This is a genomic window from Embleya sp. NPDC020886 (assembly GCF_044333915.1).
Taxonomy (GTDB): domain Bacteria; phylum Actinomycetota; class Actinomycetes; order Streptomycetales; family Streptomycetaceae; genus Embleya.
Genome location: NZ_JBIRRX010000009.1, coordinates 78350 through 104914 on the forward strand (window position 1 = coordinate 78350; position 26565 = coordinate 104914).

A 26565-nucleotide genomic window follows, 5' to 3' on the forward strand; every position below is an offset into this window, starting at 1 on the left:
GCCGGCGGCGTTTACGTTCCGGGGTTGGCGGTCACTGTCCGTTGCGGAGCCGGTGGGCGGTGGATGGGAGTGCGATGGTGCAGCGACGACGGGAAGTCCCTCGGCGCCGGGGTGGGGCGGCGTCATGGACCCGGTGACCGCCTCCCTGGTCGAGATCCACGACCGGCTCGGCGCCGTCACCGACGGCGAAGTCGCGGACTACATCCCGCAGTTGGCCTCGGCCGACCCGCGCACCTTCGGGTTGGCGCTGGTCAGCATGTCCGGCCACTGCTACCGCGCCGGTGATACCGACGACCCGTTCAGCATCCAGTCCGTGTCGAAGCCGTTCGTGTACGCGCTCGCGCTGTCCGAGCTGGGCCCGGCCGAGGTGAGCCGCCGGGTCGGCGCGGAGCCCAGCGGCGAGGCGTTCAACGCGATCAGCCTCGAACCGGGCACCGGCCGCCCGGCGAACCCGATGGTCAACGCCGGTGCCATCGTGACCACCTCACTGGTCCCGGCCGCGGACGCCCGGGATCGTTTCGAGCGCATCCGCGCGTGCCTGTCCGCGTTCGCGGGCCGCTCCCTGGACGTCGACGAGGAGGTGTACCGCTCCGAGGCCGACACCGGCGACCGCAACCGAGCCCTGGCCTACCTGATGCGCGGCGCGGGGTCGTTGTCCGGCGACGTGGACGAGACCGTACGCACCTATTTCCGCCAGTGCTCGATCCGGGTGCACGTCGCCGACCTGGCGGTGATGGCGGCGACACTGGCCAACGGCGGCGTCAATCCGGTCACCGGCGACCGGGTGGTCGCCGAACCGGTGGCGGTGCGGGCACTCGCGGTGATGGCCACGTGCGGCATGTACGACACCGCCGGCGAATGGTTGCTGCGGGTGGGCCTGCCCGCCAAGAGCGGGGTGTCCGGCGGCCTGATCGCGTGCAGCCCGGCGCGCTTCGGCATCGCCGTGCACAGCCCGCCACTGGACCGCGCGGGCAACCCGGTACGCGGCGTGATCGCACTCACCGAACTCTCCGAACGCTTCGCCCTGCACCTGATGCACCAACCGGGCCGGCACATCGCGACCGTCACCGATGTCACCACCTCGCTCGACCACCCCTCCTACCGGGCTCGCACCCCGGCCCAGCGGGCCGTCCTGGACCGCGAGGGGCACCGCATCGTGGTCATCCGCGCCCAGGGCATGTTGGAATTCACCGAGACGGAACACCTGCTGCACGCGCTGCGCGAGTCGGTGCCGCCGGCACCGGGTTGGATCGTGTTGGACGTGGACCGGGTCACCGGGATCGCGGTCGGTCCCGCCGCGATGCTCGGCGCCGCCCTGGCCGATCTGGTCACCGCCGGTCACGAGCTCGCCATCGCGGCCCGGGAACCGCTGCTCGACCCGATCGCCGAGCCGGCACCGTGGGCCGCGTTCCGCAGCCGCGAGGAGGCCGTGGCCTGGTGCGAGGACCGACTCCTGGCGACGGCGGCGGCACCACCGGCGGGGTGAGCGCGGTGGCCTTCGTCCCGGGAAACGCGGGCTATTGGAACTCGGGCCGCTCGTACGACCCGTACGTGGGCGCCCCGACCCGTTCGTAGGAGTCGATGACCACGCCGGTCCCGGTGGTGCGCGACTCGGTGAGGGTGAACGCGGTCGGCTGTAGATCGGGGGTGAACAGGCGCTTGCCCGTGCCCACGACGACCGGGAAGGTCAGCAGGTGCATCGTGTCGATCAGCCCGAGCCGGAGCAGCGCGCCGGCCAGGGCTCCGCTGCCGTGGATCTGCAGTTCACCGCCGTCGCGCTGCTTGAGCGCGGCGACCTCGCGGCCGAGATCGCCGCCGAGCAGCGTGGTGTTCGCCCAGTCGGCCGACGTCAGGGTGGCGGTGGGAACGTACTTGGGCAGTCTGTTCAGCCGGTCGGCGATCAGGTCGTCGGGGGCGGTCATCTTCGGCCAGTACGACGCGAAGATCTCGTAGGTGCGGCGTCCGAGCAGGAAGGCTTCCGCCCGGCCGATGACGTCGGTCATGAACCGCCCGAAGTCGTCGTCGCCGTAGGGCACCGACCAACCGCCGTGCTCGAACGCGCCGCTGGGGTCCTCCTCCGGCCCACCCGGCGCCTGGTAGATACCGTCGATGGTGAGGAAGGTGGTGAGGACGAGCTTCATGGCAGTGCCCTTCGTGGTTTCCGAGCCGTCACATGCTTCGACCGCCGGTCGGCCGGAAACTCATCGGTGCGGGAGGGATCCCTGCGAAGTTCCCACCACCCACGGCGGCAAACCACCTCGCGCGGCACCCACTCCGCGCGACCATCGGCGCACGAGGAGCCACCACATGTCGTATCCGATCTATCCCGAGGCCCGCTACCGGGGCGAGGGCGGCGAGGTCAGCGCCCGCTTCCGCCCCGCCGAGCATCCGCCCGAGCTGACCACGGCCGGGGCGACCTACCACTACCTGGCCACGACCGATTCCACCGACGGCGAGTACGGGCTGTACCGGGTGGACATGCACGCGGTACCCAGCGGCCCGAGCACGCACTTCCACCGGACCATCTCCGAGTCGTTCTTCGTGCTGTCCGGCACGATCCGGCTGTTCGACGGCGACGCGTGGCGCGACGCCAAGGCCGGTGACTTCCTGTACGTGCCGGTCGGCGGCCTGCACGCGTTCCGCAACGAATCCGGCGAGCCGGCCTCGATGTTGCTCCAGTTCGCGCCCGGGGCGCCACGCGAGACCTACTTCGAGGGCATTCCCGAGTTGGAACACCTCACCGACAAGGAACGCGCGCAGTTCTTCCTGCGCCACGACAACCACTGGGTGGACCTGGGCGGGTAGCGCGACGGCCACCGCATTCGCCGTCCCTACCACCGGGGCATCGCCGACCGTCGCCGGATCCGCGAGCCCGGCGCGGTGGCGATCAGGCTGCCGGCATGCCCGGTCAACGCCCGACACGTGCCCGGTTCCGCCGGCTCCCCGGCCAACGGGGCGAACTCCGCCGCCTCCGTCACCGGGAGCCGGGTGGACAACCGGCCGGCCCGATCCGCCGCGTACAACCTGCCGTTCATCGCGGTGAGCACGATCGCACCACCGGCGGGGCCCAGTTCGCGCCACGGCGGTGTCGCGTCCGGGTCGGCGGGCAACTCGGCCGCGTACACGTGCCGCAGCCGGTCGTCGGCGCACACCGCGAACAGGCCGCCGTCGCACAGCGCGAGCGCGATCGTGCCGGTCGGCAGCCGGGACACCCAGGTCCACGGCGCCGGTCCGGTCAGCGGCGGCCGCCGCAACAGGCGGCCGTCCGCCGTGGCCGCGTACAACACCAGCGGCAACGGGCCGAACGCCTCGCGCGCCGCTGCCAGTGCCACCACCGGTCGGGCCGTGTCGATCGTGCGCCACGGCAGGTTCTGCCCGCTCACCTCGCGGCACACCAGCGCACCCTCGGTGTCCACCGCGAACAGCACGTCCTCGCAGGCCGCCAGCGCCCGGATGTCGCCGGAGGGCCCGATCTCCTCCCACTGCGGCTGCCGGTCCGCGTCGAGCCGATCGAGCACGTTGCGGGTGACCCGGTCCACCACCGGATCGGCCAGCGCACTGCCCCAGTTGATCGTGCCCGCGTTGAACACCGTGCCCGCACCCAGCCGGAAGGTGCCCATCACCGCGTCCCCGCCCTGACCGTAGCGGGCCCAGTGCCGCAGGTCGGCGGTGGCCAGCACGACGAAGGACGGCGGCGTGCCGTCCCGGCCCGTGGCGCGAGGCACGCCGCCGCGCCACTCCAACTCGGTCGCGTCCGTCTCGTAGCCCAACGCGCCCTGGGCGAACTTGTCGCCGTCCGCGAGCCCGGTGCCCGCGAAGACCCAGTGGTCGGTGAAGCGGGCGATGTACGCCTCCTCCCGGATCACCTTCATGCCCTCGCCCCACGCGCCCGCGCCGCGGCGGAAACTCAGTCCGGTCATGCTGTTCTCCGGGCGGTACACCGGTGCGCTGGACCACTCCACGGTGACCCGCCCGGGATCGATCGCCGCCATCGGGTCGCTCACCGCGTCCCGATGGCACACCATGGTGCGCCCGTCGTCCTCCAGCCGCATCTGCCACCACGCGGTGTTGGCCGCGAAGATCGCCAGATTGCCACCGCGCCGGACGAAGCCCTCGACCGTGTCGCGTTGTTCCCCGGACCAGTACTCGTCGTGCCCGTTGATCACCAACAGCCGGTAATGCCGTAGCAGTTCGTCGCCGCCGTGCAGATCCAGACCGGAACAGAACTCGACCGGCCGACCGGTGGCCCGGAACCAGCGCAGCAGTCCCTCCTCCCAGCGCTCCGGCGGTGGGCCGCCGCCGGGTCGGTCGAAGGAGACCCGGGCGGCGCGGTCCGGCTGTTCGGCGTAGTACAGCCCCTGGCCCGGCACACCGGAGCGGTTGTACGCCTGCCACGTGGCGAACGGCACCGAGACCAGGATGCCCGCCGTGCCGCCCGGATCCGCCGCCCGCACCACGAACCAGACCTCGTGGTCCAGCGGTTCGACCCCGGCGAGCGGGGTGCCGTCGTCGAACACGGCCCGGTAGAGCGAGCTGGGCCAGTGCTCGGGGACGACCAACTCCCAGATCCCACCGTCGATCCGCCCGCGCGTGAGCACCCGGTCCGTGATCGCGTCCAGGACCGTGACCTCGCCGTGCACCGGGCCGCCGTCGGTATGGGCGAGGTGGAAGCGCAGCCGACCGCCCGCGACCACCGAGGTCGCGCCGGCATACGCCAGAATGCTCATGCGACCGGCTCCGCCACCCGCTCCGCGAAGCCGGTCAACGCGCCGATCGGCACTTCCCGGCCGCCCGCCGCGCGCACCAACAGGTCCTCCAACGCCACCAGATGCGCCTCCAACGCGTGTACCGGCAGATACGCGGTGTCACCGGTGACGCTGACCACCAGCGCGTCGCCCTCGGAGACCACGTGCATGCAGTACCGGCAGGCGATGAACTCGTGCCCGCCCGCCGGTTCGACCCGACTGTGGGTGCGCGCCGCGTCCAGTTCGGCGGTGGTCGGTGCCGGGCCGGTCGTGGCCGGCCGGTCCACCAGGCGCATGTCGTTGAAACAACAGAACGGCCGGATCGGCGTGCCGCGTTCGGCCGCGATCCGCTGCATCAACGCGTTCCACCGATCCGGGTCGTAGCCCGCGCTGCGATAGGCGCGCAGCGACGCCTGCCACGCGGCGGGCAGCAGGTCGGTGAAATGCGCGGCCGGGTCCAGGTCCAGGACGAACAGGCCCTCCTGGGACAGCGTGGTCACCAGATCGCGGCTCTCCGCCCGGAATCTATTGGCCACGATCGGCAACATCACCGCAGTGTCGCGACCACCGGCCCGCGCGGCCAACACGGCCGCGCCGGCCAGCAGTACGGCGGACGGGCTGATCCGGTGCCGCAGCGCCACCGCGTCGGTGGCCCGGGCCAGCGCCGCGGACACCAGCCGCACGGTGCGAAACCGCGGCGCGGCGGGCTCGGCGACCACGTCGGCGAACACCGTCGGCGCGATCCGCCGGTAGTGCGTCTCCCAATGCGCCAGCGCCGATTCGCCCCGGCGCAGTCCGGTCGCCGAGGACTGCTCGTGGGCCAGATCCAGCGGCCCGGCCGAGGTCGGCCCACCCGCCGAACCGCGCCGGATCAACAATCGCAGGTCGCGCACCAGCACCTCGACGCCGTGCCCGTCGGTGGCCACGTGGCACAGCGCGAGCGCCACATAGCGCACCCGGCCGCCGTGCACGATCAGCCCGGCCCGGATCGGCCACGCGCCGAAGTAGTCGAAGCGGGTCGCGCCGAGCCGCTCCGCCACCGCCGCGGCGACCGTGTCCGCGTCCTCGATCAGGGCCGCCTCGAACACCTGCACCGGCAGACTGCCCGCCGGGTGGCGCACCTGCCGGGGCTCGCCGTCGGCACTCACCAGCCGGGTGCGCAACGCGTCGTGCCGCTCCATCAGCCGGCCGAGCGCGGCACCGGCCTGCGCCACGTCCACCGGCCCGCCGCGATCGGCGATCGGCAACACCCGGGTCATGTTGAAGTAGTGGTCGCTGGGCGCGGTGCGTCGAATGGCCTGCCAGATCGCCCGCTGCCCCCAGGTCAGCGGCGCCTCCACCGGGCCGTCGACGGCCACCGCGAACGGCGCTCGGACCTCGTGCGGGACCTCGGTCGGAGCATCGGCCGCGACCGGGGTTCTCGCCGCGCCGCGCTCAGCCATCGCCCACCGCCACGCCCTGCCGGGTCAGCCGCTCGACCAGCGTGTCCAGGTCCTCGACGAAGTCGAGATCCGCGTCCAGGTCGAAGAACACGTCGAACTCGCCCTCCAGCGCGTCGATCAGCCGCAGAAACGTCAACGAGCTGACCCCGGCGGCCGTCAACGAGCCCTCGTTCGCCAGCACTTCACGAGCGCTGACCTCGCCGTCACTGACCTCGGCGATCAGCGTGGCCACCCGCTCGCGCAGTTGCTCGGCGCTCATGCCGCGTCCCCGGCCAGGCGCCGACGCAGGCTCAGCGGACGGATGTCCGGCCAGACACGGTCGATGTGCGCCGAGCACTCCTCGCGGGTGCCGACGAAGCCGGTGGGTACCCACCCGGCGGGCGGATCGGTGCGCAGCGGCCACAACGAGTGTTGTTCCTCGTCGTTGACGACCACGCGGTACTGCTCCACGGTGCTGTCCGTCTCGGTGCTCATCGTTGCTGCTCCTGGAGTTCGCGGATGGCGTCCGTGACGCCGGTGACGGTCGGGCTGTCGAAGAAGACGTCGAGCGGGACCTCGACGCCGAGCCGCTTGCGGATGCGCGCGGCGATCTGCGTGATGGTCAGGGAATGGCCGCCCAGGTCGAACAGGTCCTCGTCCGGACCGACGTCGTCCAGCCGCAACACCTCGGCCCAGATCGCCCGGACGGTCTCGGTGACCTCGTCGGCGGGCGCGCCCGGGGCCCCGGTGGGGTCGGTGGGGTCGATCGGTTCGGGGCGGGCCGGGGCCGGTTCGGGCAATCGGGCGCGGTCCAGCTTGCCGTTCGGGGTGAGCGGGAACGCGTCCAGGACGAGGAAGGTGTGCGGCACCATCGCGGCCGGCAGCGTATGGGCGAGATACGCCCGCAACCGGTCCGGTGCCACCGGGGGTTGCCCGGGTTCGGGGACCAGATAGCCGACCAGGCGGGCGTGTTCGGTGTCCCGGTCCAGCAGCCGGACCGCAGCCTGGGCGATGCCCGGGTGCGCGCCGAGCAGGCTCTCGATCTCGCCCGGTTCGATGCGGTGGCCGCGCAACTTGACCTGGGCGTCGGTCCGGCCGACGTAGTCCAGGCCGCCGCCGGGCGCGTGCCGGACCAGGTCGCCGGTGCGGTAGAGCCGGGCGCCGGGCGGCCCGAAGGGGTCGGCCACGAACCGCTCGGCGGTCAGCCCCGGGCGGCCCGGATAGCCGTGCGCCACGCCGTCGCCGCCCAGGAACAACTCGCCCGGCAGGCCCTCGGGCACCGGGTGCAGCCGGCCGTCGAGCACGTACGCGCGGGTGTTGGCCAGCGGCCGACCGATCCCGGGCGGCGCGTCGCCGCGTACCTCGGCGTAGGTGGACCACACCGTGGTCTCGGTGGGGCCGTACACGTTGACCAACCGGCCGACCGCGCGCCGCAGTTCGTCGGCCAGTGCACCGGGCAGCGCCTCGCCGCCGGTGATCGCGGTCAGTCCGGGGCGGTGCAGCCCGGCCGCGAGCAGCACCCGCCAGCCGCTGGGCGTGGCCTGCACGTGCGAGATCGCATGGCGCTCCAGGATGGCCAGTTGGGCGGGGCCGTCCCGGTGCCGGTCGTCGGGCACCAGCACCACCCGCGCGCCGGTGACCAGCGGCAGCAGCAGTTCGACGGTGGAGATGTCGAAGGACAGCGAGGTCAGGCCGAGCCAGCGGTCGCCCGCGGTGGCGCCGAGCCGATCGCGCATGCTCGCCAGCAGGTTGGCCAGGGCGTGGTGCGGGATCTCGACGCCCTTGGGCCGGCCGGTGGAGCCGGAGGTGTAGATGACGTAGGCGGGGTCCCCCGGTTCGGGCCGGGCCGGGGGTTCCACCGGGGCGGGTTCGGGCCCGAACAGGTCGGGACCGTACAGGTCGGGCCCGGTCAGCACCAGGACCTCGGCGGCGGTGTCGGCGGGGCGTTCGCCGCGCTCGGTGACCAGCGCCGCGATCCGGGCGTCCGCGCGGATGAAGGCGAGCCGCTCGGCCGGATAGCCCGGGTCCAACGGCAGGTAGGCGGCGCCGGCCGCGAGCACGCCGAGCACGGCGGCCACCTGTTCGCCGGTGCGGCCCAGTTCGATCCCGACCAGGTCGCCGGCGCCGATCCCGGCCGCGCCGAGCCGGCGGGCGAACACGTAGGCCGCGGAGGCCACCTGGCGGTAGGTCAGGAACCGGCCGGCGCACACCACGGCGACCGTGTCGGGGGCGGCACAGGCGCGCGTGGCGAACAGGTCGACCACGGTGTCCCGGGCCGGGTAGGGCGTGTCGGTGGCGTTGTCCGCGTGCAGCACCCGGACCAGTTCGGCCTCGGGCAGCAGCGGCAGATCGCCGATGGGCAGCTCCGGGTCGGCCAGGGCGGTGGTCAGCAGCGTGGCGAAGTGGCCCGGGATGCGCGCGGCGACGCCGGGGGCGAAGGCGCCGGTGGGCACGAGCAGCGCGCCGTCGATCCGGTCCCGGCCCTCGACCAGTTGCAGATGCGCGGTGTTGCGGGCGGTCGGCGGCAGCACGATCCACTCGACCCGCACCTCGACGCCGGGGAACACCGGTTCGATCGCGCGGGTGCGCCGCCGGTAGCTCACGGTCAGGTCGGTCAGCGCGGTCCTGGGACCGAGGCCGCGCACGGTGTGGCTGTAGGGCACGTCACGGAACGCGTAGACGGCCCGCAGTTCGGCGCGCAGTTCGCGGGCGAACGCGCCGAACTCCTGTTCCGCGCGCGGCCTGGAGGACACCGGCAACTCGTTGACGAACAGGCCCACGTGGCGGATGTCGGCCGGGGTGCGGGTGGACAACTCCAGGGCGGTGCGTACCCGGGCGTTGCCGTACCGGAACAGCAACGCGTGCCAGCCCGCGAGCAGCAGTTCGAAGTGGGTCACGCCCAGGCGCAGCGCCGCCTCGTCGAGCGCGGCCACCGTCTCGGGCCCCAGGGTGAACGGGATCGCGTTCCCCGGCGCCGGTTCGCTGCCGGCCCGGGTGCCCGGCGACAGGCCGGGCAACACAGCCCGGCCCGGTTCCTCGCGGTGCCTGGCCCACACGCTGGTGGCGTCCACCGGCGGCGGCCCGGACGTGGTCCCGGCCGCGTGGATCGCCTCCGCCGCCCAACGCGCCTCCGGGGCCGCACCGGTGGCGTTCGTGCCGTCCCGGGCCGCCCGATAGCCCCGGGCCAGGCCGGCCACCACGATCTCCTTGGACGTGCCGTCGAAGACCAGGTGATGGGCCGTCACCAACAGGGTGTGTCGGTCCGGCCCCAGGGTGAACAGCGTGAAGCGCGCGAGCGGCCCGACGGACAGGTCGAACGGGCGGGCGAGTTCGGCCCGTATCCGGGCGTCGATGTCGGCGGGGTCGGCGGCGGTCCGCCGCATCGGCGCGGACCCGACCGGCACCAGGGCGGGCACGCCGTCGGCCTCGCCGACCGCCGTCGCGAGCACCGGATGGCGCGCGACGGTGCTCGCACACGCCGCCGCCAGTGCGGCCACGTCCAGCGGGCCGTCGAAGCGCAGCAGCACCGAGAGGTGGTAGGCGGACTCGGCGGGCAGCGTGCGCTCGGTCACCCAGACGCCCAACTGGGCTGCGGACAACGGCGCGACGGGCGATTCGGCGGCGACCGGCCCGGTGTACCGGCCGCCCTCGCCCTCGGTCGTCGGGGGGATCTGATCGTTGGTGACAGTCATGGTCGGACCTCGTCGTCCAGGAGCCGGCGCAGCTCACGCTTGAGGATCTTGCCGCCCTCGTTGCGCGGCAGGGATTCCCGGAACAACACGTGCCCGGGCAGTTCGTGTGCGGCGAGACGCTCCATCAGGAACACCCGCAGCTCGGTCGCGGTGAGATTGCCAGTCGGTACCACCGCCGCGGCGACGGTCATCCCGAGCACGGGATGCGGCACCCCGAAGGCGGCCGCGTCGACGACCGCCGGGTGTTCGTGCAGGGCGTTCTCGACCTGGAGCGTGGAGACCTTGTACGCACCGGACTTGATCACGTCCCGCTCCCGGTCGACCAGGTACAGGAAGCCGTCCGCGTCCAGCCGACCCAGGTCGCCCATCCGCACCCAACGCCCGGAGAACACCGCGGTATCGGGTTCCTCGCCGTAGTAGGACCTGGGCATGGTCGGCGAGCGCAGCCACACCTCGCCGGTCTCGCCGACCGGCAACACCCGGCCCGCGTCGTCGGTCACCCGCAGGTCGCGCAGCGACGCCGGCCGCCCGGGGGAGTCGGGGTGTTCGGGGTCGAACAGCATCGTGGTCTGTGCGGGTGCGGCCTCGGTGGAGGTGTAGTAGTTGACGATCTGGGCCTGCGGGAACAGTCGGGACAGGCCCAGCGCGACGCTCTGCGGCAGGGCGGCGGCGGTGGAGCCGAGCAGCCGCACCCCGGAGAGGTCGCAGCGCCGCACCTGTTCCGTGCCGAGCAGTTCGATCGCCATCGCCGGGACCACGAACACGCTGCCCACCGCGTGCCGTTCGATCAGTCGAGCGAAGTGGCCGGGGGTGAAGCGCGGGGCGGCGATCGCGGTCGCCTTGGCGTCCAGCGCGTTGATCAGCATGGTCTGCCCGGCGTTGGTGCCGACCGGGAAGGCGTGCAGGAAGTGCGCCGAGTGCCCCAGCGGGCGCCGGCGCGCGTCCAACGTGCAGCCGTGCGCGAGGTTGGCGTGGGTGGCGGCCACGCCCTTGGGGGTGCCGGTGGTGCCGGAGGTGTACAGGATCTGGGCGAGGTCGCCCGCCGCGGGCGGCGGGAGTTCGCTGCCGGGGTAGGTCTCGATGTCCTCCACCGGCGCGGCCCAGGCGCCGGTGCCGGCGTCCGGCGGGGTCAGCTCGGCGCGATGCAGGACGGCCGCGGCGCCGCTGTGCCCGAGCAGCCGGCGCACCTCGGCGGGCGCGAGCCGATCCGACATCGGCACCGCGACCGCGCCGGCCCGGTGCACGCCCAGGTAGGCGGTCGCGTAGTCGATCCAGTCGCCGTTGCCGTACAGCAGCGCGACCCGGTCGCCGGCGCCGACGCCGCGCGTGCTCAACCCGGCGGCGACCGCGTCGGCGCGTTCGTGCCACGAGCCGAAGGTCAACTTCTCCCGGCCGCTGAGGATCGCCGGCCGCTCCGGCTCCAGTTCGGCGCGGTGCGCGAGCAGCGCGGACAGGCTCTCCGGCCCTCGGCGGCCGGCCGAGACCGGGCGGGGGCGGGCCGAGGGGCGGGTGCCGGTGCTCATCTCGACACCTCCGCGAGGGCCGGCTCGACCCGGTCGGCCCGGGCCCGGAGCCGGCGTTCGCGCTCCTGGATGCCGACCTCGTCGTCGGGCGGTGCGTCCGGCACGTCCCGGTCGAAGCGGGCCAGTACCGGAAGCCGCAGGCCGATCAGCACGAGTACCACCATCGCGGTGCCGAACACCAGGTACAACAAACCGATTCCGCGACCTTCGCCGTGTCCGATCACGGTGCCCACGGTGCCCGCGAGCGGTCCGTCGTCGGCCATCAACGGCTCGAACAACCGTGCACCCAACGGCGCGATGATGCCGTGTCCGATCGGCAGCGTGGACCACGCGACCAGCGTGTTCAGCGCGAACACCCGGCCGTGGAAACGTTGTGGCACCTTGACCTGGACGATGGTCGTGTAGACGCCGTTGACCAGGGACAACGCGCAGGACATCCCGAAGGCGCCGATGCCCACCACCCACAGGCTCGCATGCAGCCCGGTGAACGCGGACGCGCCGGCCAGGCCGGCCGCCAACCACAACATGCCCCGCAGCCGTTGCCGACGCGGGCCGCCCCAGAAGCCCATCGCGATGCCGCCGATGATCACCCCGGCGCCGGCCGCCATCGAGACCCGGGCGGCGCCGCCCAGTGAGTCGAAGGACAACACCAGCGGCGTGGTCAGCAGGAACAGCGGTGACAGGAACAGGTTCAACACCGCGAACCACAACAACATCGCCCGAAAGCCCCGGTGTCGCCAGGAGTAGGTGAAACCGTGCTTGATCTCCGAGGTCAACGATTCGCGCCTGCGCCAGGGCAGCGTGCGCGGGAACCGCACACACGCGATGATGGTGATCGCGATCGCGTAGCTGACCACGTCCAGGATCAGGATGCCGCGCAGCCCGATTCCGGCCATCAGTCCCACCGCGATCAGGGGAACCACGAACTGGGCCACCCCGCCCGCCATTTGCACGATGCCGTTGGCGTGGCCGAGGTATTGCTTGGGCACCAGTTGCGGTACCGCCGAGGCGTAGGCCAGGCGTTGGAAGGTGAGCGCCATCGACAACGAGCCGAGCAACACGTAGATGTGCCACGGGTGCAGGTTGCCGGAGGCCAGCAGCAACAACAACACCCCCTGGGTGCCGCCGGCGGCGATGTCGCCGGCCAGCATCACCTTGCGCCGATCCATCCGATCCACGATGGCGCCGGCCAGCGGGCCGATCAGGATGCCGGGAAGCATCCCGATCACCGCGTACAGGGCGAACCGGCCCATCGAGCCGGTCTCCAGGTAGATCCAGATCGGCAGGGCGAACTCGGTCAGCGCCGAGCCGGTGATCGACACGAGCTGGCTGAACGCGACCAGCAGGAACCGGCCCATGCCGGGCTGTGGTTCGCGGGTGTCGGTGCGCTCGGGCGGGCCCGGATCCGGCGGTGGCCCGGCGGCTCCGTGGAACCACCACGGGCCGTCCGCCTCGCGGGTGGGCAGGGCGTCGGTGTCCTGGGCGACCAGCGCGGGGTGTACCCGGGTGATCACCTCCGCCAGGTCGTCGGCGCGGTGTTTGAGGAAGAAGTGGCCGGCCTCGTCGAGCATCACCAGGCCGACCCGGTCGGCGATGGTGCGCCACTCCCGAAAGCGCTCCTGGTAGAAGTCGGCGGCCGGGTCACGGTCGCCCATCACCGACACGATCGGCGCGCGCAACCTGGGCCGTCGGTCGGACAGCGCCTCGGTGAAGTACTCTTCGGCGGCGACCGAGTCGCGGCGCATGTTCCCGATGATGAACTTCATCTGCTCGCCGTCCAGGTCCGCCATGTCGGCGCCCATCGAGGTCAGCCAGTTCGCGTAGACCCGGTCGCCGAGCAGCGGTTCGAGCGCGGCGATCCGGCTCAGCGTGCCGAGCACTCGGTTCTTCGGACGGGCGAAGGGGAACTGGGCGCCGATGTAGACGGCGGCCAACTCGCGGCCGGCTTGCTCCAGTTGCCGGGCCACCGCGACGATCAGCGCGCTGCCGACCCCGCAGTGCCCGTACAGCGCGATCGGCCCCTGGACCCGCTCCTGGATCTCGGCCACGATCCGCCGGGCGAGTTCGTCGAAGGGCAGCCGCTCCTGGGTGACGCCCACGTCGTGGCCGGGGATCGCCACCGACCACAGGTCGTGGGTGTCCGGCAGCGCGTCGGCGAGCGGCTGATAGACCACCGCACTGCCGCCCCCGTAGGGCACGCAGACCAGCGACAACGTGCGCCGCGCCGCCGGGACCGGCCCGGCGAGGCGGTACAGCAGCCGGGCCGGGCCGCGTTCGGCCTCGGACAGGCCGGCCAGCGCGGCGATCTCGCGGATCGTCTTGTGCGTGAACACGTCCATCACGCTGACCGCCTGCCCGCCGATCTCCGGGAGCTGCCGGCGGGCGCGGGCGACCACCTGGGTGGCGAGCAGCGAATGGCCGCCCAGGTCGAAGAAGTCGTCGTCGACGCCGACCTCGGGCAATCCGAGCACGTCGCACCAGATGCGGGCGAACAGCAGCTCGGCGGGGGTCGTCGGCGGCGCGTCGGCGGCGCCCTTGGAGCGGCGCGCGGCGGGCGCGGGCAGCGCCTTGCGGTCCAGTTTGCCGTTGGGGGTCAACGGCAGCGCGGGCAGCGCGACGAACGCGGCGGGCACCATGTAGTCGGGCAGCGTGCGCTTGAGCGCGGCCCGCACGTCGTCCGCGTCGAACGCGTCGGCCCCGTCGGCCCCGTCGGCCCCGAGCCTCGCCGGATCCTCGACCGGGACCACGTACGCGGTGATGCGCTTGTCCCCGGGGGTGTCCTCGCGCACCACGACCGCGGCTTCCTCGATCTCGTCGCGCCCCCGCAATACGGCCTCGATCTCGCCGAGTTCGATCCGCAAGCCGCGCAGCTTGACCTGTCCGTCGAGCCGGCCGAGGAAGGCGAGCGTGCCGTCCGGGCGCCACCGGGCCAGGTCGCCGGTGCGATAGAGCCGGGCGCCGGGCGGGCCGAACGGGTCCGGTACGAACCGCTCGCCGGTCAGCCCGGGGCGGCGGTGATAGCCCAGGGCGACCTGGACACCGCCCAGGTACAACTCGCCGGGCGTGCCCAGTGGCGCGGGCCGCATGGCGTCGTCGAGCACGTACACCCGGGTGTTGTGGATCGGTGCGCCGATCGGCACCGCCGCGAGCGGGCCCGCGCACTCCCACGCGGTGACGTCCACGGCCGCCTCGGTGGGCCCGTACAGGTTCGCCAGCGCGCAGTGCGGCAGCCGCTCGCGAAACGCCCGCGCGGTGTCCGGCGCGAGTTCCTCGCCGCTGCACACCACCCGGCGCAGCGTCGTGCAGTGTTCGACGCCCTCCTCGGCCAGGAACATCGTCAACATCGCGGGCACGAAGTGGGCGAGTGTGACGCCCTGTTCGGCGATCACGTCGCGCAGGTAGCCGGCGTCCTTGTGCCCGCCGGGCCGGGCCAGCACCAGCCGGGCACCGGTGCTCAGCGGCCAGAAGAACTCCCACACCGAGACGTCGAAGCTCGCCGGGGTCTTCTGCAACACCGCGTCGGCGCCGCTCAGTCGGTAGGTGTCCTGCATCCAGGCGATCCGGTTGACGATGCCGCGATGGGTGTTCGGCACCCCCTTGGGCCGGCCGGTGGAGCCGGAGGTGTAGATCAGGTAGGCGACGTCGTCGGGCGCGGGCCCGGCGCCCGACAGCGCGCCGGGAGCCGGGTCGGGCCAGTCGGCGAGGTCGTCCAGGTACAACACCCGGGCCGCGCGCTCGTTCGGCATCGCCGGGCCACGCTGCGTCAGCAACACCCGCGCGCCCGAGTCGGCGAGCATGAACGCGAGCCGCTCGGCCGGGTATTGCGGATCCAGCGGGGTGTATCCGGCGCCCGCCCGAAGCACCCCGAGCAGCGCCGCGACCAACTCCGGGGAGCGCTCGGCGCCGACCGCGACCAGATCGCCGGCGCGCACCCCCTCGGCTCGCAGGCGCTGCGCCACCCGATCGGCGGCGGCGTCGAGTTCGCGATACGTCAGGGTGCGCTCGTCGAGGGTGACCGCGATCGCGTCGGGGGTGCGGTCGATCTGCTCGGCGATCAGGCTCGCCAGGGTGGCCTCGGTCGGCACCGACGCGGCGGTGTCGTTCCACCGGGTCAACATCAGCTCGCGCTCGTCCGGATCCAGGCCGTCGAGCGTGGACACCGGGACGTCGGGTCGGTCCGCGAGCACCGCCAGCAAGCGGCCCAGATGTCGGCCCAGGCGCGCGATGGTCGCCTCGTCGAACAGGTCGGTGTTGTAGTTGAACGCGCCGCGCAGCCCGTCCGGCCACTCCATCAGGAACAGTTCCAGGTCGAACCGGGTGCCGCCGGCCCGGATGCCGAACACCTCCGCGGACAGTGCGGCACGGTCGCCGTCGGCGTTCGCGGTGGCGTAGTTCTGTACCGCCAGCACCGCCTGGAACACCGGCGAACGGGTCACATCACGCGGCACGTTCAGCTCGGTGACCAATTGTGCGAACGGCAACTCCTGGTGTGCGTACGCCTCCAGGCAGCTCTCCCGGGTGCGGTCGAGCAGTTCGGCGAAGGTCGGGTCGCCGTCGGTGCGCGCCCGCAGCGCGAGCACGTTGACGAACATCCCGACCAGGTCCTCGACCTCGGGATGCGGCCGACCGGCGACAGGGGAGCCGATCGCGAACGCGCGCTGCCCGCTGTGTCGGGCCAGCACCAGTTGGAAGGCGGCGAGCAGCACCATGTACAACGTCGCGCCGCGCTCGCGGGCCAACGACGTCAGCCGGTTCAGGAGTTCGCGGTCCACCTCGAACGCGTACCCGGCGCCGTCGAAGGTCTGCCGGGCCGGTCTGGGTCCGCGCGTGGGCAGTTCGAGCGGCTCGACGCCGGCCAGCTCGGTGCGCCAGTAGGCGATCTCGTGGGCGAGCGGGTCGCCGGTCAGCCGCTCTCGCTGCCAGATCGCGAAGTCGCCGTAGGAGACCGCCGGTTCGACGACCGGTGCGGCGCTGCCCGCGGTGTGCTCGGCGTAGCGGGTGAGCACCTCGCGGACCATGATCTCGCTGGACCAGCCGTCGCTGACGCTGTGATGCACGGTCAGCAGCAGGACGTGGTCGGTCGCGGCCGACTCGATCAGCAGGGCCCGGAACAGCGGGCCCTCGGCCAGGTCGAACGGCGTCGCGATGGCGGCCGTGATCAGGTCCGACACCCGGTCCGGGTCGGCGGCCCGGGCGCGGGCGAGTGGGACCGGCGCGGGCTCGGCGATGTCCAGGTGCGGCCGGCCGTCCTCGTCGACCAGGTAGCGCGAGCGCAGCGTCTCGTGCCGGGCGACCAGGTCGCTCAGCGCCCGGGTGAGTGCCTCGACGTCGAGCGCACCGCGCAGGCGACGCGCGATCGGGATGGTGTAGGCGGCCGTCCCGGGGGCGAACTGCTCCATGAACCACAGGCGTTCCTGGGCATGGGAGAGCGGCGGCACGGTGCCTTCGGGGCGGCGGGGGATGACCGGACCGGCGTCGGCGCGTCTGCGCAGCCGGCGGTCCAGGAGTTCGCGCTTGGTCGCGGAGAGGGTCGCCGCGCGTGCTGGGGATTCCGTGCTCATGGCTGCGGACGGTTCCTCTCCCGGGAGAGCTGCTGCTCGGCGGTGTCGTCGTCCAGGGCCTCCAGGTCGGCGACCAGGAGGTCTTCGACGGCGGCGGCGAACCCGGCGAGGGTGCGGTGGGTGAACAGCGTGCGCAGCGGCACGTTCAGGTCGGCGGTGGCGGCGATGCGGGCGACCACCCGGGTGGCGAGCAGCGAGTGGCCGCCGAGTTCGAAGAAGTCGTCGAGGACACCCGCCTTGTCCAAGCCGAGCACGTCGATCCAGATCTCGGCGATCAGCTCCTCGGCGGCGGTGCGCGGCGCGAGGTAGCCGTGGGTCTGTTCGGCGCGCCGGTCCGGGGCGGGCAACGCGCGGTGGTCGAGTTTGCCGTTGGGGGTCAGCGGCAGCCGGTCCAGGCGCACCAGCGCGTCGGGGACCAGGTGCGCGGGCAGCCGGCCGGCGAGGTCGGTGCGCAACTGCGGGACGGTGAGGTCGGCGTCGGTGACCACATAGCCCACGAGTGCCTCGTCGCGGGCGATCACCGCGGCCTGGAGCACGCCGGGGCGGGCCAGCAGGGCGGCCTCCACCTCGCCCGGCTCGACTCGGTGGCCGCGCACCTTGACCTGGGCGTCCAACCGCCCGAGGAACTCCAGGCGTCCGTCGGGGCGCAGCCGTACCCGGTCGCCGGTGTGGTAGCGGCGGGCGCCCGGCGGCCCGTCCGGGTCGGGCCGGAAGGCGGCGGCGGTGGCGCCGGGGCGGCCGAGATAGCCCAGGGCCACACCCGCGCCGCCGATCAGCAGTTCGCCGGTCACCCCCGGGGGCACCGGATTGCCGTGCGGGTCGGCGACGACGGTGTGCGTGTCCGCGATCGGCGTGCCGATCGGCGGGCGGGCGAGCGCGTCGGCCGCGCCCAGGTCCGCCGTGGTCGCGATGATCGTGGTCTCGGTCGGCCCGTACGAGTTGACCACTCGGACCCGGTCGCCGAAGCGGGCCCGCCACGCGGCCACCGCGCCGGGGCGGACCTGGTCCGCGCCCAGGATCAGCAGGCGCAGCGCGGGCGGCCAGGCGATGGTGTCGGCGCCGGTCTCGACCAGTTCGTGCCAGTAGGGCGTGGGCAGGTCGAGCACGCTCACGTCGTCCGCGCCGCCTTCGGCGAGCACGTCGGGCAGCGTGGCGTCGGGGGCGGGCAACACCAGCGTGGCGCCCGCGGCCAGGCACGGGTACACCTCCTCGGCGTGGGTGTCGAAGCTCAGCGACGCGCTCTGCAAGACCCGGTCCTCGGCGTGGATCCCGTAGCCGGCGCGCATCCAGCGCACCCGGGCGGCCAGCGCGCCGTGCGGGACCAGGACGCCCTTGGGCGTGCCGGTGGACCCGGAGGTGTAGATCAGGTAGGCGGGGTGTTGCGGTCCGGGGTCGACGGGGTCGGCCGGCGGGGGAGGGTGGGCGGTGTCGGCGACGTCCAGGGGCACGACGGTCACGTGCTCCGGCAGCCCGTCCGGGAAGGTGCGGTCGGTGACCACGACTCGGGTGCCGCTGTCGGTGATCATGAACGTGATCCGGGCGGCCGGGTATTCGGGGTCCAGTGGCAGATACGCCGCGCCCACCCGCCACGCGGCGAGCATCGCCACGATCGCCTTCGGGCCGCGCGGGCACAGGACGCCGACGAGGTCGCCGGGGCGCACCCCGGCGGCCCGCAGCCGGGCGGCCGACGCGTCCGTGCGCAGGCCCAGTTCGCGGTAGGTGAGGGTGGCGTCGGCAGCGCGCAGCGCGATCCGGTCGCCGGGCACCCGGGCGATCGCGGCGGGCACGCTCTCGGCCGGTTCGGCGGAGCCGCTCGGGGCGGTCCCGAACGTGGCCGCGTGCAACCGGGTGCGATCGGCGGCGCTCAGCAGCGGCAGCAGATGTACGGGGGTGTCCGGGTCGGCCAGAGCGGCGCGCAGCAGGATCTCCAGGCGCTCGGCGAGGCCCGCGACGCCCGCCTCGTCGAACAGCGCGGTGCGGTGGCCGAACACGGCGATCAGGTCGTCGCCGGCGCGTCGGATGTCCAGCGAGAGATCGAACTTGCCGGCCCGATGCCCGCCGTCCTCCTCGACCGCGACCAGGTCGGCGAACCGATGTTCGGGCCCGGTGTCCTCGTCCTGGGTGTGCACGGTCAGCAGGGTTTGGAACAGCGGTGCGGGAGCGGCCGGATCGCGGTCCACCCGCAGTTCGGCGAGCAGTTGCTCGAACGGGATGCGGTCGTGTCCGTAGGCGCCGAGCGCGGTTCGGCGGGTGCGCCGCAGGAGTTCGGCGAAGGTCGGGGTGCCGCGCAGGTCGGCGCGCAACACCAGGGTGTTGGAGAAGTAGCCGATCACCTGCTCGTGCTCGACCTCGGCGCGGCCGGCGATCGGTGCGCCGATCGCGAAGTCCCGCTGTCCGCCGTGCCGATGCAGCACGGCCTGGTAGCCGGCGAGCAGGATCATGAACGGCGTGCAGCGTCGGGCCCGGGCGACGGCGTCCAGCAGTGGTCCGATGCCGGCGAGCCGGCGGGTGTGGAAGGCGGCGGCCGAGCCGGTGTCGGCGGTGCGCGGACGGTCCAGCGGGAGTTCGAGCGCGGGCAGGTCGGCGAGTTGCCGGCGCCAGTAGTCGATCGCCCGGTCGGTGTCCGGGTCGGGTTCGCGTTGGCGTGCGGCGTACGCGGAGTAGCTCGGCAGCGGTGCGAACACCGGGTCGACGCCGTCGCGGTGTGCGCAGTAGCGCAGTTCGAGCTCGCGCCGGAGCAGGTTCAGCGACCAGCCGTCGGCCAGGATGTGGTGCAGCACCACGCACAACACGTGCTCGTCGGCGGCGAGCCGGATCAGGCTCACCCGCAGCGGCGCGGCGAGCGCGAGGTCGAAGCCGGCGTTGACCCGTTCGTCCAACACCCGGGCCAGGGCCGCCGGGTCCCGCCCGCTCAGGTCCAGGGTCTCGATCGGGACCGGCCCGGGTGGTTGCAGCACGGCGGTCGGGCGGCCCCCGTCGTCCGGGAAGCGGGTGCGCAGCGCGTCGTGCCGGGCGACGACGCCGTCGAACGCGGCGCGCAGCGCGTCCACCCGGAGCGGGCCGTGCAGGCGCAACAACCACGGGATGTTGTAGGCGGCGTCGCCGGGCTCGAACCGGTCGAGGAACCAAAGCCGTTCCTGCCCGAAGGACAGCACCCCGAAGCGCTCCTCGGAGCCCGGGACGTGGCTCGAAGCGGGGTCGGCGCCCGAGGCGGGGCCGGCCCCTGGGGCGGCGGGGCTCGACCCGATCCGCCCGACGCCGTCCGTCGGGGCGAATCCGGCCCCGGCCCGGGGCCGGGAAAGCGTTCGTTCGTCGTCCATGTCGACCCCCTCGCCGGCATCGCCCGAAGGACGCGACGCAGCGACCGAGCGGTCCTGCCGTCATCCCGTTCCCGGGAGTCGACGCGAGGTCGATTCCCGGCACGGCGGCGCGTCGTGCGACCTGCCGTCGCCCGATCGAAGTCCGCCCCCGTGGCGTGCGTCGGCCACGCTAGGAGTGCCATCGACAAGGTGTCAATGGTCTATACCAAATCGAATATTGGTCCAGACCTCGACACGGGCGGAACACGGACGACCGACCATGGAGACCAACCGGGTGTTCATCGTCGAAGGCCCGGTTCCACCCGGTGGGGCGGGCTTGTTCACCCCTTTCGGGCGGTGAGCAGATCGATCAGTCCGGTGTTGCCCTCGTCGCCGTGCCCGTCGGCGAGCCGACGCTCCATCAGGGCGAGGTAGGGGAGCAACAATTCGGTGCTGACCCCCTGCTCCGCCGCTGTGCGCAACAGGGTGGGTGCACCCGCGACCTGCATGGCCAGTGTCGAGGTCACCCCCGAGGAGTAGTCGCCGCTGTGCAACTGGGCCGCGGCCCGATGCGCGGCCGGCGCCATCGCGGTGAGCCATCCGGTGAGCAGCGACGCGAACTCCCGAGGGTCGACGTCCTCCTTCCGAATCAGCGCGAAGGCGTGCGAGATCCCGGCGAACATCGAGGTCATCGCACTGAGCAGAGCCACGTCCTGGAGCGCGGCGAAGCCGGGGTCCGCGCCCACGTAGCGGGTGGCCGCCGGCACCGCCAGGGTGTCGCGACGCGCCGCGAACAATTCGCCCGAGCCGCTGTAGAGGACCCGGCCGCCGGCGCCCGGCACCCCGATCATCGGCGGCACGGCGAGCACGCCGCCGGCCAGGAAGCGGGCCCCGTGCTCGGCCGCCCACGCGGCGCCTGCCCGGGCGTCGGCAGGGGTGCCGGTGGTGAGGTCGACCAGGTCCTTGCCGGTCGGGTCCACCCCGGCCAGCGTCGCGCCGACCGACGCGTGGTCGAGCAGGCAGACCACCACCAGCTCGGCCGAGGCCACCGCCTCGGCGGCGGTGTCGGCGACCGCGGCGCCGGCGGCGGCCAACGGCTCGGCCCGACCCGGGGTGCGGTTCCACACGGTCAGCGGGTGCCCGGCGGCCAGCCAGCTCCGGGCCAGTGCGCTGCCCATCGCGCCCAGGCCGAGCAGGGCGAGCGGGGTACGAACGGGAGTGTCGGAGGCGGGCGGAGCGACGGAAGGGGAGTGGGATTCCATGCCGATTAGGCTGGTCGCAGCCGCCGGGCCGGACAAGTACGCACTTCGAGGTGGGTACCCAGGGGCCGGGGGAGCAGCATCGAGAGGACGGGCGAGGACGGACATGGCGAGCGCACGCAGGCCCGGGGCGTATGTCTGCGGCACCGACGCGGCGATGGACGTGGTGGGTGGGAAGTGGAAGGTGCTGATCCTGTGGGCACTGGACGAACACCCGTGCCGATTCGGCGAATTGCGCAGACTGGTGCCGGGAGTCACCGAGAAGGTGCTCGCCTCGCACCTGCGCGAGTTGGAAGCGGACGGCATCGTGCACCGCGAGGAGTACGCCGAACTGCCGCTGCGCGTGGAGTACTCGCTCACCCCGCTCGGCACCTCGCTGAACGAGGCGCTGCGCCCGCTGGGCGCCTGGGGCCGGGCCAACCTGCTCGGCGACGGCGATGCGGGTGAGCGCGCCGGTGAACGCGCCGGTGGCGCGTCGCACCCCAGCCCCGCGGCGGACCGGCTGATCGTCTTGGCGGTGGTCGGTGCACACGACGAACTCGACGACTGTGAATGGGAGTTGCTCGCCCCGCTGCTCCCGGACCCCGGCCGCCCGGGCGGCCGATGGCGCGATCACCGACAGGTGGTCGATGGCGTGCTGTTCCGCTTTCGGACCGGCACCCGGTGGTGTGACCTGCCCGTGCGATTCGGCCCGTGGCGCACGGTCTACGCCCGGCACCGCCGTTGGTCCGCCGACGGCACCTGGTCGGGCCTGCCCGCGCTGTTGCACGAGCGACTCGCGGGCGCCGACCCGGACCAGGCCCGGGTGTTGCGCGGGCTGATCGGCCGAATCGGCGAGGTGGCCCGCCGCTCGGCGCCCACCCGGGGGTGACCGCGACTCACCCCTGGGCCATCGTGTGGTGGGCGAAGACCCGCTCCCGGGCCGTGGACACCGCCGTGGCGACCGCGCCCACCAGGACCGCCTCCTCGCCCAGGCCGCTCGCCGCCACCCGGGGCCGCAGCGGGGTGAGTTCGTGCAGCGCGGTGGTCATCGGACCCATCAGCAGATCGGCGTTCGCGCCGATCCCGCCGCCCAGCACCACGAGTTCGGGATCGAGCACCGCGGTGACCGCGGCCACCACGTGGGCCAGCCGCTGTGCCTCGTGCCGCACCGCGCTCGCGGCCGGCTCCACCCCGCGGCGCGCCGCGTCGAAGACGCCCTTGGCGGTGAGCGGTCCGGTCATGCCCAACGCCCGTGCGCCGCGCACCACGGCGTCGGCCGAGACCGCGTCCTCCAGCATGCCGCGGCGCGGTACCGGCGCGCTCGCCCCGTGCCCCACCCGGTCCGAGGGCCGCGGCGACAGCGGCAGGAAGCCGATCTCGCCGGCCGCGCCCGAGGCGCCGGGGAACAGCCGCCCGTCGGCGACGATACCCATGCCCAGGCCGGTCCCGACGGTGACGTAGACGAACAGCGGGCAGCCCACGCCGGCCCCGCTGTGGTACTCGCCCAGCGCCGCGAGGTTGGCGTCGTTGACGATGTCCACGGTGGTGCCCAGCGCGCTCTCCATCCGCCCGCGCAACCCCGGGCGACCCCATCCGGGCAGGTTGACCGCGTAGCGGATCCGGTCGGCCGCCCGGTCGTACACACCCGGACAGCCGATCACCGTGTGCACCACGGCGGTTGGTGCCAGGCCCGCGTCGGCCACCACGGTCTGTGCCAGGTCGGTTGCGGTGGCCAGCATGGTCGCCGAGGTCCGGGCCCGGTTGTGCCGGTCCTGCCGGGCCAGCAGTCGCCCGTCCAGGTCGGCGACCGCGACCCGGATCCAGGACCGCCCGACGTCGATGCCGACGACGTAGCCCGCGGTCGGATCGGGCTCGTACAGCAGCGCGGCCCGACCGCGCGCACCGGTTTCCAGACCCACCGGGCGCACCAGTCCGGCGCGTTCCAGCGCGTCCAGCGCGGTGGACACGGTGGGCTTGGACAGGCCGGTGTCGCGGGCGAGTTGGGCGCGCGAGATGGGCGCTGCGGCGCGTACCCGGTCGAGGAGTACGCGCTCGTTGATGCTGCGCAGCACGCCCCGGTTCCAGTGCGCCACGGCGGGCAGGTCGTTTTCCGGTGGGATCCCACCTGCGGTCATCGGGTCTCCGTCGGGGTGTCGAGGTGCTCGCGCCACTGTAACGGCCATGGAAGGGCAAAGATGTGGGCCGGATCCCGACGCACCCTTGACGGGGATTAGTTAAGGAATTTTACTTTACAAACCGGTGCCGCCGCGGGCCGGGTCGAACCACGAAGTCCCTTCCTCCGCACCCCCGTTCCGACACCCGGTGTCCCCCGGGTGTCCCCTGTTCTGGAGGTTCACGGTGAGCGCCGGCCCAAGAGCGACCACGCCGGACGGCGGATTCGTCCGCCGGATCGGCCTGTTCCAGGCGACCGCGATCAACATGAGTCAGATGTGCGGCATCGGTCCGTTCGTCACCATCCCACTGATGGTGGGCACGTTCGGCGGCCCGCAGGCCGTCCTCGGCTTCCTCGCCGGCGCGCTGCTCGCCCTCGCCGACGGGCTGATCTGGGCCGAACTCGGCGCCGCGATGCCCGGCGCCGGCGGTACGTACATCTACCTGCGCGAGGCGTTCCAGTACCGCACCGGCCGGCTGATGCCGTTCCTGTTCGTCTGGACCGCGATCCTGTTCATCCCGCTGATCATGTCCACCGGCGTGCTGGGCATGGTGCAGTACCTGCAATACCTGTGGCCCTCGATGTCGCAGACCCAGGGCGACCTGGTCGGGGTCGGCATCGTGCTCCTGGTGGTCCTGCTGTTGTGGCGCAGGATCGAGTCGATCGGCCTGCTGAGCACGATCATGTGGGTGGTGATGCTGATCAGCGTCGGCGCGGTGATCATCGCGTGCTACACGAACTTCGACGCGGACCTGGCCTTCAGCTACCCGGACGGCGCGTTCGACCTGGGCACCACCGGCTTCTGGCTGGCCTTCGTGGGCGGCCTCAACATCGGCATCTACGACTACCTCGGCTACAACACCACCGCCTACCTCGGCGCCGAGATCAAGAACCCCGGTCGGGTGCTGCCCCGTTCGATCGTCTACTCCATCGTCGGCATCATGGGGATCTACCTGATCATGCAGATCGGCGTGCTCGGGGTCACCGACACCGACACCATCTCCGGTTCCTCCTCGATCGGTTCGCTGGTCCTGGAGGAGGCGTGGGGCAAGGGCGCGGCCAAGACGGTGACGGTACTGATCCTGATCACCGCCTTCGCGTCCGTGTTCGCCGGCCTGCTCGGGGGTTCGCGGGTGCCCTACGACGCGGCCCGCGACCGGGTGTTCTTCAAACAGTTCGCCCGTCTGCACCCGCGACACCGCTTCCCGACGGTGGGCCTGCTCACCATGGGCGTGGTGACCGCGGCGGGCTTTCTGATCGGCAACCACACCGACTTCAACACGATCATCGTGCTGCTCACCGCGGTGATGGTGATCGTGCAGGCGGCCTCCCAGGTCGCCGCGCTGATCGTGCTGCGGCGTCGGCAACCCGGCCTGGACCGCCCGTATCGGATGTGGCTGTATCCGGTACCGGCCCTGGTCTCGCTGGTCGGTTGGATCGCGATCTTCTGCTACGCCGACAAGAACTCGCCCGGACGCCACCCGATCGAGTGGGCGCTGGCGTGGGTGGCGCTGGGCTGCGTCGCGTTCCTGGTGTGGGCCAAGGTGGAGCGGACCTGGCCGTTCGGGCCACGCGAGATCTCCGAGGTGTACCTGAACCGGTCCGACCGCGACGCGAAGTCCGCCGGTGCGGAGTCGGCCGGTGCGGGGACCGCCGGTTCGGGTGCCGGTCGCAACGTCGCGGAGCCCGCATGACGGCGCTGCACCGAGACCGGACCCCCGGTGCTCCGGACTCCGCGCCCGCGCCGGAGCAGGCATTCGTCTGCTCCGGCGCGGGCGCGGGCAAGGACTTCGTCTGCGGCATCGACTTCGGCGGCACCAAGATCGCGCTGGCCACCGCGCGGCCGGACGGCACGATACTGGCGAGCGAGCGGCTGATCACCGAGGCCCGCGAGGGCGCGGTCCAGGCGGTTCGGCGTGCGATGGCGGCCACCCGCGAACTGGTCGCGCACACCGCCGCGACCACCGGCGGACGGTGCGTGGCGGTCGGCGCGGTCAGTCCCGGCATCGTGCTGCCCGACCGGATCCTGCTCGCGCCCAACGTGCCGGGCTGGCAGGACCTGGCACTGGCCACGACGCTGTGCGAGGGGCTGGGCCTGGAGCCGGAACGGGTCGCCGTCGGCAACGACGCCAAGGCCGCCGCGCTGGCCGAATACCGCTGGGGCGCGTTGCGCGGCGCGGACCCGGCGATCCTGCTCACCGTCGGCACCGGGATCGCCGCCGCGATCGTGCTGGGCGGGCGGGTGCTCGGCGGCGCGAACGGCGCGGCCGGCGAGATCGGCTACCTGCTGCGGGGGCGGGGCGACACCGGATTCGGGGCCGGGCACGCGCCGTTGGAGGAGTACGTCTCGGGCATCGGGCTGGGTGCGCGGGGCAGCGAACTGCTCGGCCGCGAGGTGGACGCCGCCGCGCTGTTCACCGATCCGGATCCGCGGGTGCGCGTGCTGGTCGACGAGGCGTTGGACGAACTGGCGGTACACGTGGCCAACTTGGCGCTCACGCTCGACGTGGAGCGGATCGCGGTGACGGGCGGGCTGATGCGCTCCGCTTCGCGTGTGCTGGGGGCGATTCGGGCGCGGGCGCGGGTGGCTGTGCCGTTTCCGCCGGTGGTCGTGCGGGCGCGGTTCCTGCAGGATGCGGCGCTTCGTGGGGCGGTCTCGCTGGCCGCGGAGGTGTTGCTGCGGTCTCCGGGATCCGCCGACTTGGCCTCAAACGCCGGCCGGGCTTGAAAAGTGGCCTCAAACGCCGGCCGGGCTGAAGGGGCCGGCCTCAACGCGCCGGCCGGGCTGGACGGCTTGGCCTCAAACGCCTGCCGGGCTGAAGAGCTTGGCCTCAAACGCCGGCCGGGCTGAACGGGCTGGGTCGGGCGGAGGGTTTCGCCGCGGGCGCCGGCCGGGCTGATGGGGCCGGC

Annotated in this window: 15 protein-coding genes and 2 pseudogenes; 6 read left to right on the forward strand and 11 right to left on the reverse strand. The window is 72.9% G+C overall.

What is annotated here, in order from left to right; genetic code table 11:
- The first annotated feature begins 124 nt into the window (after positions 1 to 124).
- A complete protein-coding gene (gene glsA, locus ACH4U8_RS28725) occupies positions 125 to 1486 on the forward strand; it encodes a glutaminase A (protein ID WP_395781127.1) in 1362 nt (453 codons plus the stop codon).
- Between the two features lie 31 nt (positions 1487 to 1517).
- Here the strand turns inward: glsA and ACH4U8_RS28730 are convergent, their stop codons facing one another.
- Entirely contained in the window at positions 1518 to 2141 is a 624-nt protein-coding gene (locus ACH4U8_RS28730; protein WP_395781129.1) for a dihydrofolate reductase family protein, read from the reverse strand.
- Between the two features lie 166 nt (positions 2142 to 2307).
- Here ACH4U8_RS28730 and ACH4U8_RS28735 point away from each other — a divergent pair, with 166 nt between their 5' ends.
- Complete coding sequence (locus ACH4U8_RS28735; protein WP_360311001.1) at positions 2308 to 2805, forward strand: cupin domain-containing protein; 498 nt, start codon at positions 2308 to 2310, stop codon at positions 2803 to 2805.
- A gap of 26 nt (positions 2806 to 2831) precedes the next feature.
- Here the strand turns inward: ACH4U8_RS28735 and ACH4U8_RS28740 are convergent, their stop codons facing one another.
- From ACH4U8_RS28740 to ACH4U8_RS28780, 9 genes are all read right to left on the reverse strand, one after another.
- On the reverse strand, positions 2832 to 4727 hold the full coding sequence (locus tag ACH4U8_RS28740) for a N,N-dimethylformamidase beta subunit family domain-containing protein (RefSeq protein ID WP_395781131.1): 1896 nt from the start codon (positions 4725 to 4727) through the stop codon (positions 2832 to 2834).
- A complete protein-coding gene (locus ACH4U8_RS28745; RefSeq protein ID WP_360311005.1) occupies positions 4724 to 6187 on the reverse strand; it encodes a condensation domain-containing protein in 1464 nt (487 codons plus the stop codon). The genes ACH4U8_RS28740 and ACH4U8_RS28745 overlap by 4 nt, the downstream gene beginning before the upstream one ends.
- Positions 6180 to 6446: an acyl carrier protein gene (locus ACH4U8_RS28750; RefSeq protein WP_360311007.1), complete on the reverse strand. Its 267-nt coding sequence runs from the start codon at positions 6444 to 6446 to the stop codon at positions 6180 to 6182. The genes ACH4U8_RS28745 and ACH4U8_RS28750 overlap by 8 nt, the downstream gene beginning before the upstream one ends.
- Positions 6443 to 6661, reverse strand: a complete 219-nt coding sequence (locus ACH4U8_RS28755) for an MbtH family NRPS accessory protein (protein WP_360311009.1) — start codon at positions 6659 to 6661, stop codon at positions 6443 to 6445. The genes ACH4U8_RS28750 and ACH4U8_RS28755 overlap by 4 nt, the downstream gene beginning before the upstream one ends.
- The gene (locus ACH4U8_RS28760) at positions 6658 to 9858 is read right to left on the reverse strand and encodes an amino acid adenylation domain-containing protein (RefSeq protein WP_395781133.1); all 3201 of its coding nucleotides are present in this window, start codon (positions 9856 to 9858) and stop codon (positions 6658 to 6660) included. The genes ACH4U8_RS28755 and ACH4U8_RS28760 overlap by 4 nt, the downstream gene beginning before the upstream one ends.
- The gene (locus tag ACH4U8_RS28765) at positions 9855 to 11381 is read right to left on the reverse strand and encodes a class I adenylate-forming enzyme family protein (RefSeq protein ID WP_395781135.1); all 1527 of its coding nucleotides are present in this window, start codon (positions 11379 to 11381) and stop codon (positions 9855 to 9857) included. The genes ACH4U8_RS28760 and ACH4U8_RS28765 overlap by 4 nt, the downstream gene beginning before the upstream one ends.
- On the reverse strand, positions 11378 to 16942 hold the full coding sequence (locus ACH4U8_RS28770) for an amino acid adenylation domain-containing protein (RefSeq protein ID WP_395781137.1): 5565 nt from the start codon (positions 16940 to 16942) through the stop codon (positions 11378 to 11380). Before ACH4U8_RS28770 ends, ACH4U8_RS28765 begins: the two co-directional genes overlap by 4 nt.
- Positions 16939 to 20262: an amino acid adenylation domain-containing protein gene (locus ACH4U8_RS28775; protein ID WP_395781139.1), complete on the reverse strand. Its 3324-nt coding sequence runs from the start codon at positions 20260 to 20262 to the stop codon at positions 16939 to 16941. The genes ACH4U8_RS28770 and ACH4U8_RS28775 overlap by 4 nt, the downstream gene beginning before the upstream one ends.
- 320 nt (positions 20263 to 20582) lie before the next feature.
- A complete protein-coding gene (locus ACH4U8_RS28780) occupies positions 20583 to 21503 on the reverse strand; it encodes an NAD(P)-dependent oxidoreductase (protein WP_395781141.1) in 921 nt (306 codons plus the stop codon).
- Between the two features lie 154 nt (positions 21504 to 21657).
- On the opposite strand from ACH4U8_RS28780, the pseudogene ACH4U8_RS28785 reads away from it, so the two are divergent.
- Together ACH4U8_RS28785 and ACH4U8_RS28790 are read left to right on the forward strand one after the other, a co-directional pair.
- Positions 21658 to 21864, forward strand: a pseudogene (locus tag ACH4U8_RS28785) (winged helix-turn-helix transcriptional regulator); the annotation flags it as partial.
- A gap of 153 nt (positions 21865 to 22017) precedes the next feature.
- A pseudogene (locus ACH4U8_RS28790) lies at positions 22018 to 22245 on the forward strand (transposase); the annotation flags it as partial.
- Between the two features lie 133 nt (positions 22246 to 22378).
- On the opposite strand, the gene ACH4U8_RS28795 reads toward ACH4U8_RS28790, so the two are convergent.
- Positions 22379 to 23617 carry an ROK family protein gene (locus tag ACH4U8_RS28795; RefSeq protein WP_395781143.1) on the reverse strand — a complete coding sequence of 413 codons (1239 nt, stop codon included), beginning with the start codon at positions 23615 to 23617 and terminating at the stop codon, positions 22379 to 22381.
- Between the two features lie 223 nt (positions 23618 to 23840).
- Between ACH4U8_RS28795 and ACH4U8_RS28800 the strand changes: the two genes are divergently transcribed.
- Complete coding sequence (locus ACH4U8_RS28800) at positions 23841 to 25349, forward strand: APC family permease (protein ID WP_395781145.1); 1509 nt, start codon at positions 23841 to 23843, stop codon at positions 25347 to 25349.
- Entirely contained in the window at positions 25346 to 26383 is a 1038-nt protein-coding gene (locus tag ACH4U8_RS28805) for an ROK family protein (RefSeq protein ID WP_395781147.1), read from the forward strand. Before ACH4U8_RS28800 ends, ACH4U8_RS28805 begins: the two co-directional genes overlap by 4 nt.
- Positions 26384 to 26565: the final 182 nt, after the last annotated feature.

What these genes read in the sequence shown, in the direction of transcription:
- ACH4U8_RS28795 (WP_395781143.1), bottom strand. Translation starts at nt 23,617, where the DNA reads ATGACCGCAGGTGGGATCCCACCGGAAAACGACCTGCCCGCCGTGGCG.
- ACH4U8_RS28770 (WP_395781137.1), bottom strand. Translation starts at nt 16,942, where the DNA reads ATGAGCACGGAATCCCCAGCACGCGCGGCGACCCTCTCCGCGACCAAG.
- ACH4U8_RS28780 (WP_395781141.1), bottom strand. Translation starts at nt 21,503, where the DNA reads ATGGAATCCCACTCCCCTTCCGTCGCTCCGCCCGCCTCCGACACTCCC.
- ACH4U8_RS28740 (WP_395781131.1), bottom strand. Translation starts at nt 4,727, where the DNA reads ATGAGCATTCTGGCGTATGCCGGCGCGACCTCGGTGGTCGCGGGCGGT.
- ACH4U8_RS28775 (WP_395781139.1), bottom strand. Translation starts at nt 20,262, where the DNA reads ATGGACGACGAACGAACGCTTTCCCGGCCCCGGGCCGGGGCCGGATTC.
- ACH4U8_RS28735 (WP_360311001.1), top strand. Translation starts at nt 2,308, where the DNA reads ATGTCGTATCCGATCTATCCCGAGGCCCGCTACCGGGGCGAGGGCGGC.
- ACH4U8_RS28805 (WP_395781147.1), top strand. Translation starts at nt 25,346, where the DNA reads ATGACGGCGCTGCACCGAGACCGGACCCCCGGTGCTCCGGACTCCGCG.
- ACH4U8_RS28765 (WP_395781135.1), bottom strand. Translation starts at nt 11,381, where the DNA reads ATGAGCACCGGCACCCGCCCCTCGGCCCGCCCCCGCCCGGTCTCGGCC.
- ACH4U8_RS28755 (WP_360311009.1), bottom strand. Translation starts at nt 6,661, where the DNA reads ATGAGCACCGAGACGGACAGCACCGTGGAGCAGTACCGCGTGGTCGTC.
- ACH4U8_RS28730 (WP_395781129.1), bottom strand. Translation starts at nt 2,141, where the DNA reads ATGAAGCTCGTCCTCACCACCTTCCTCACCATCGACGGTATCTACCAG.
- ACH4U8_RS28750 (WP_360311007.1), bottom strand. Translation starts at nt 6,446, where the DNA reads ATGAGCGCCGAGCAACTGCGCGAGCGGGTGGCCACGCTGATCGCCGAG.
- glsA (WP_395781127.1), top strand. Translation starts at nt 125, where the DNA reads ATGGACCCGGTGACCGCCTCCCTGGTCGAGATCCACGACCGGCTCGGC.
- ACH4U8_RS28745 (WP_360311005.1), bottom strand. Translation starts at nt 6,187, where the DNA reads ATGGCTGAGCGCGGCGCGGCGAGAACCCCGGTCGCGGCCGATGCTCCG.
- ACH4U8_RS28760 (WP_395781133.1), bottom strand. Translation starts at nt 9,858, where the DNA reads ATGACTGTCACCAACGATCAGATCCCCCCGACGACCGAGGGCGAGGGC.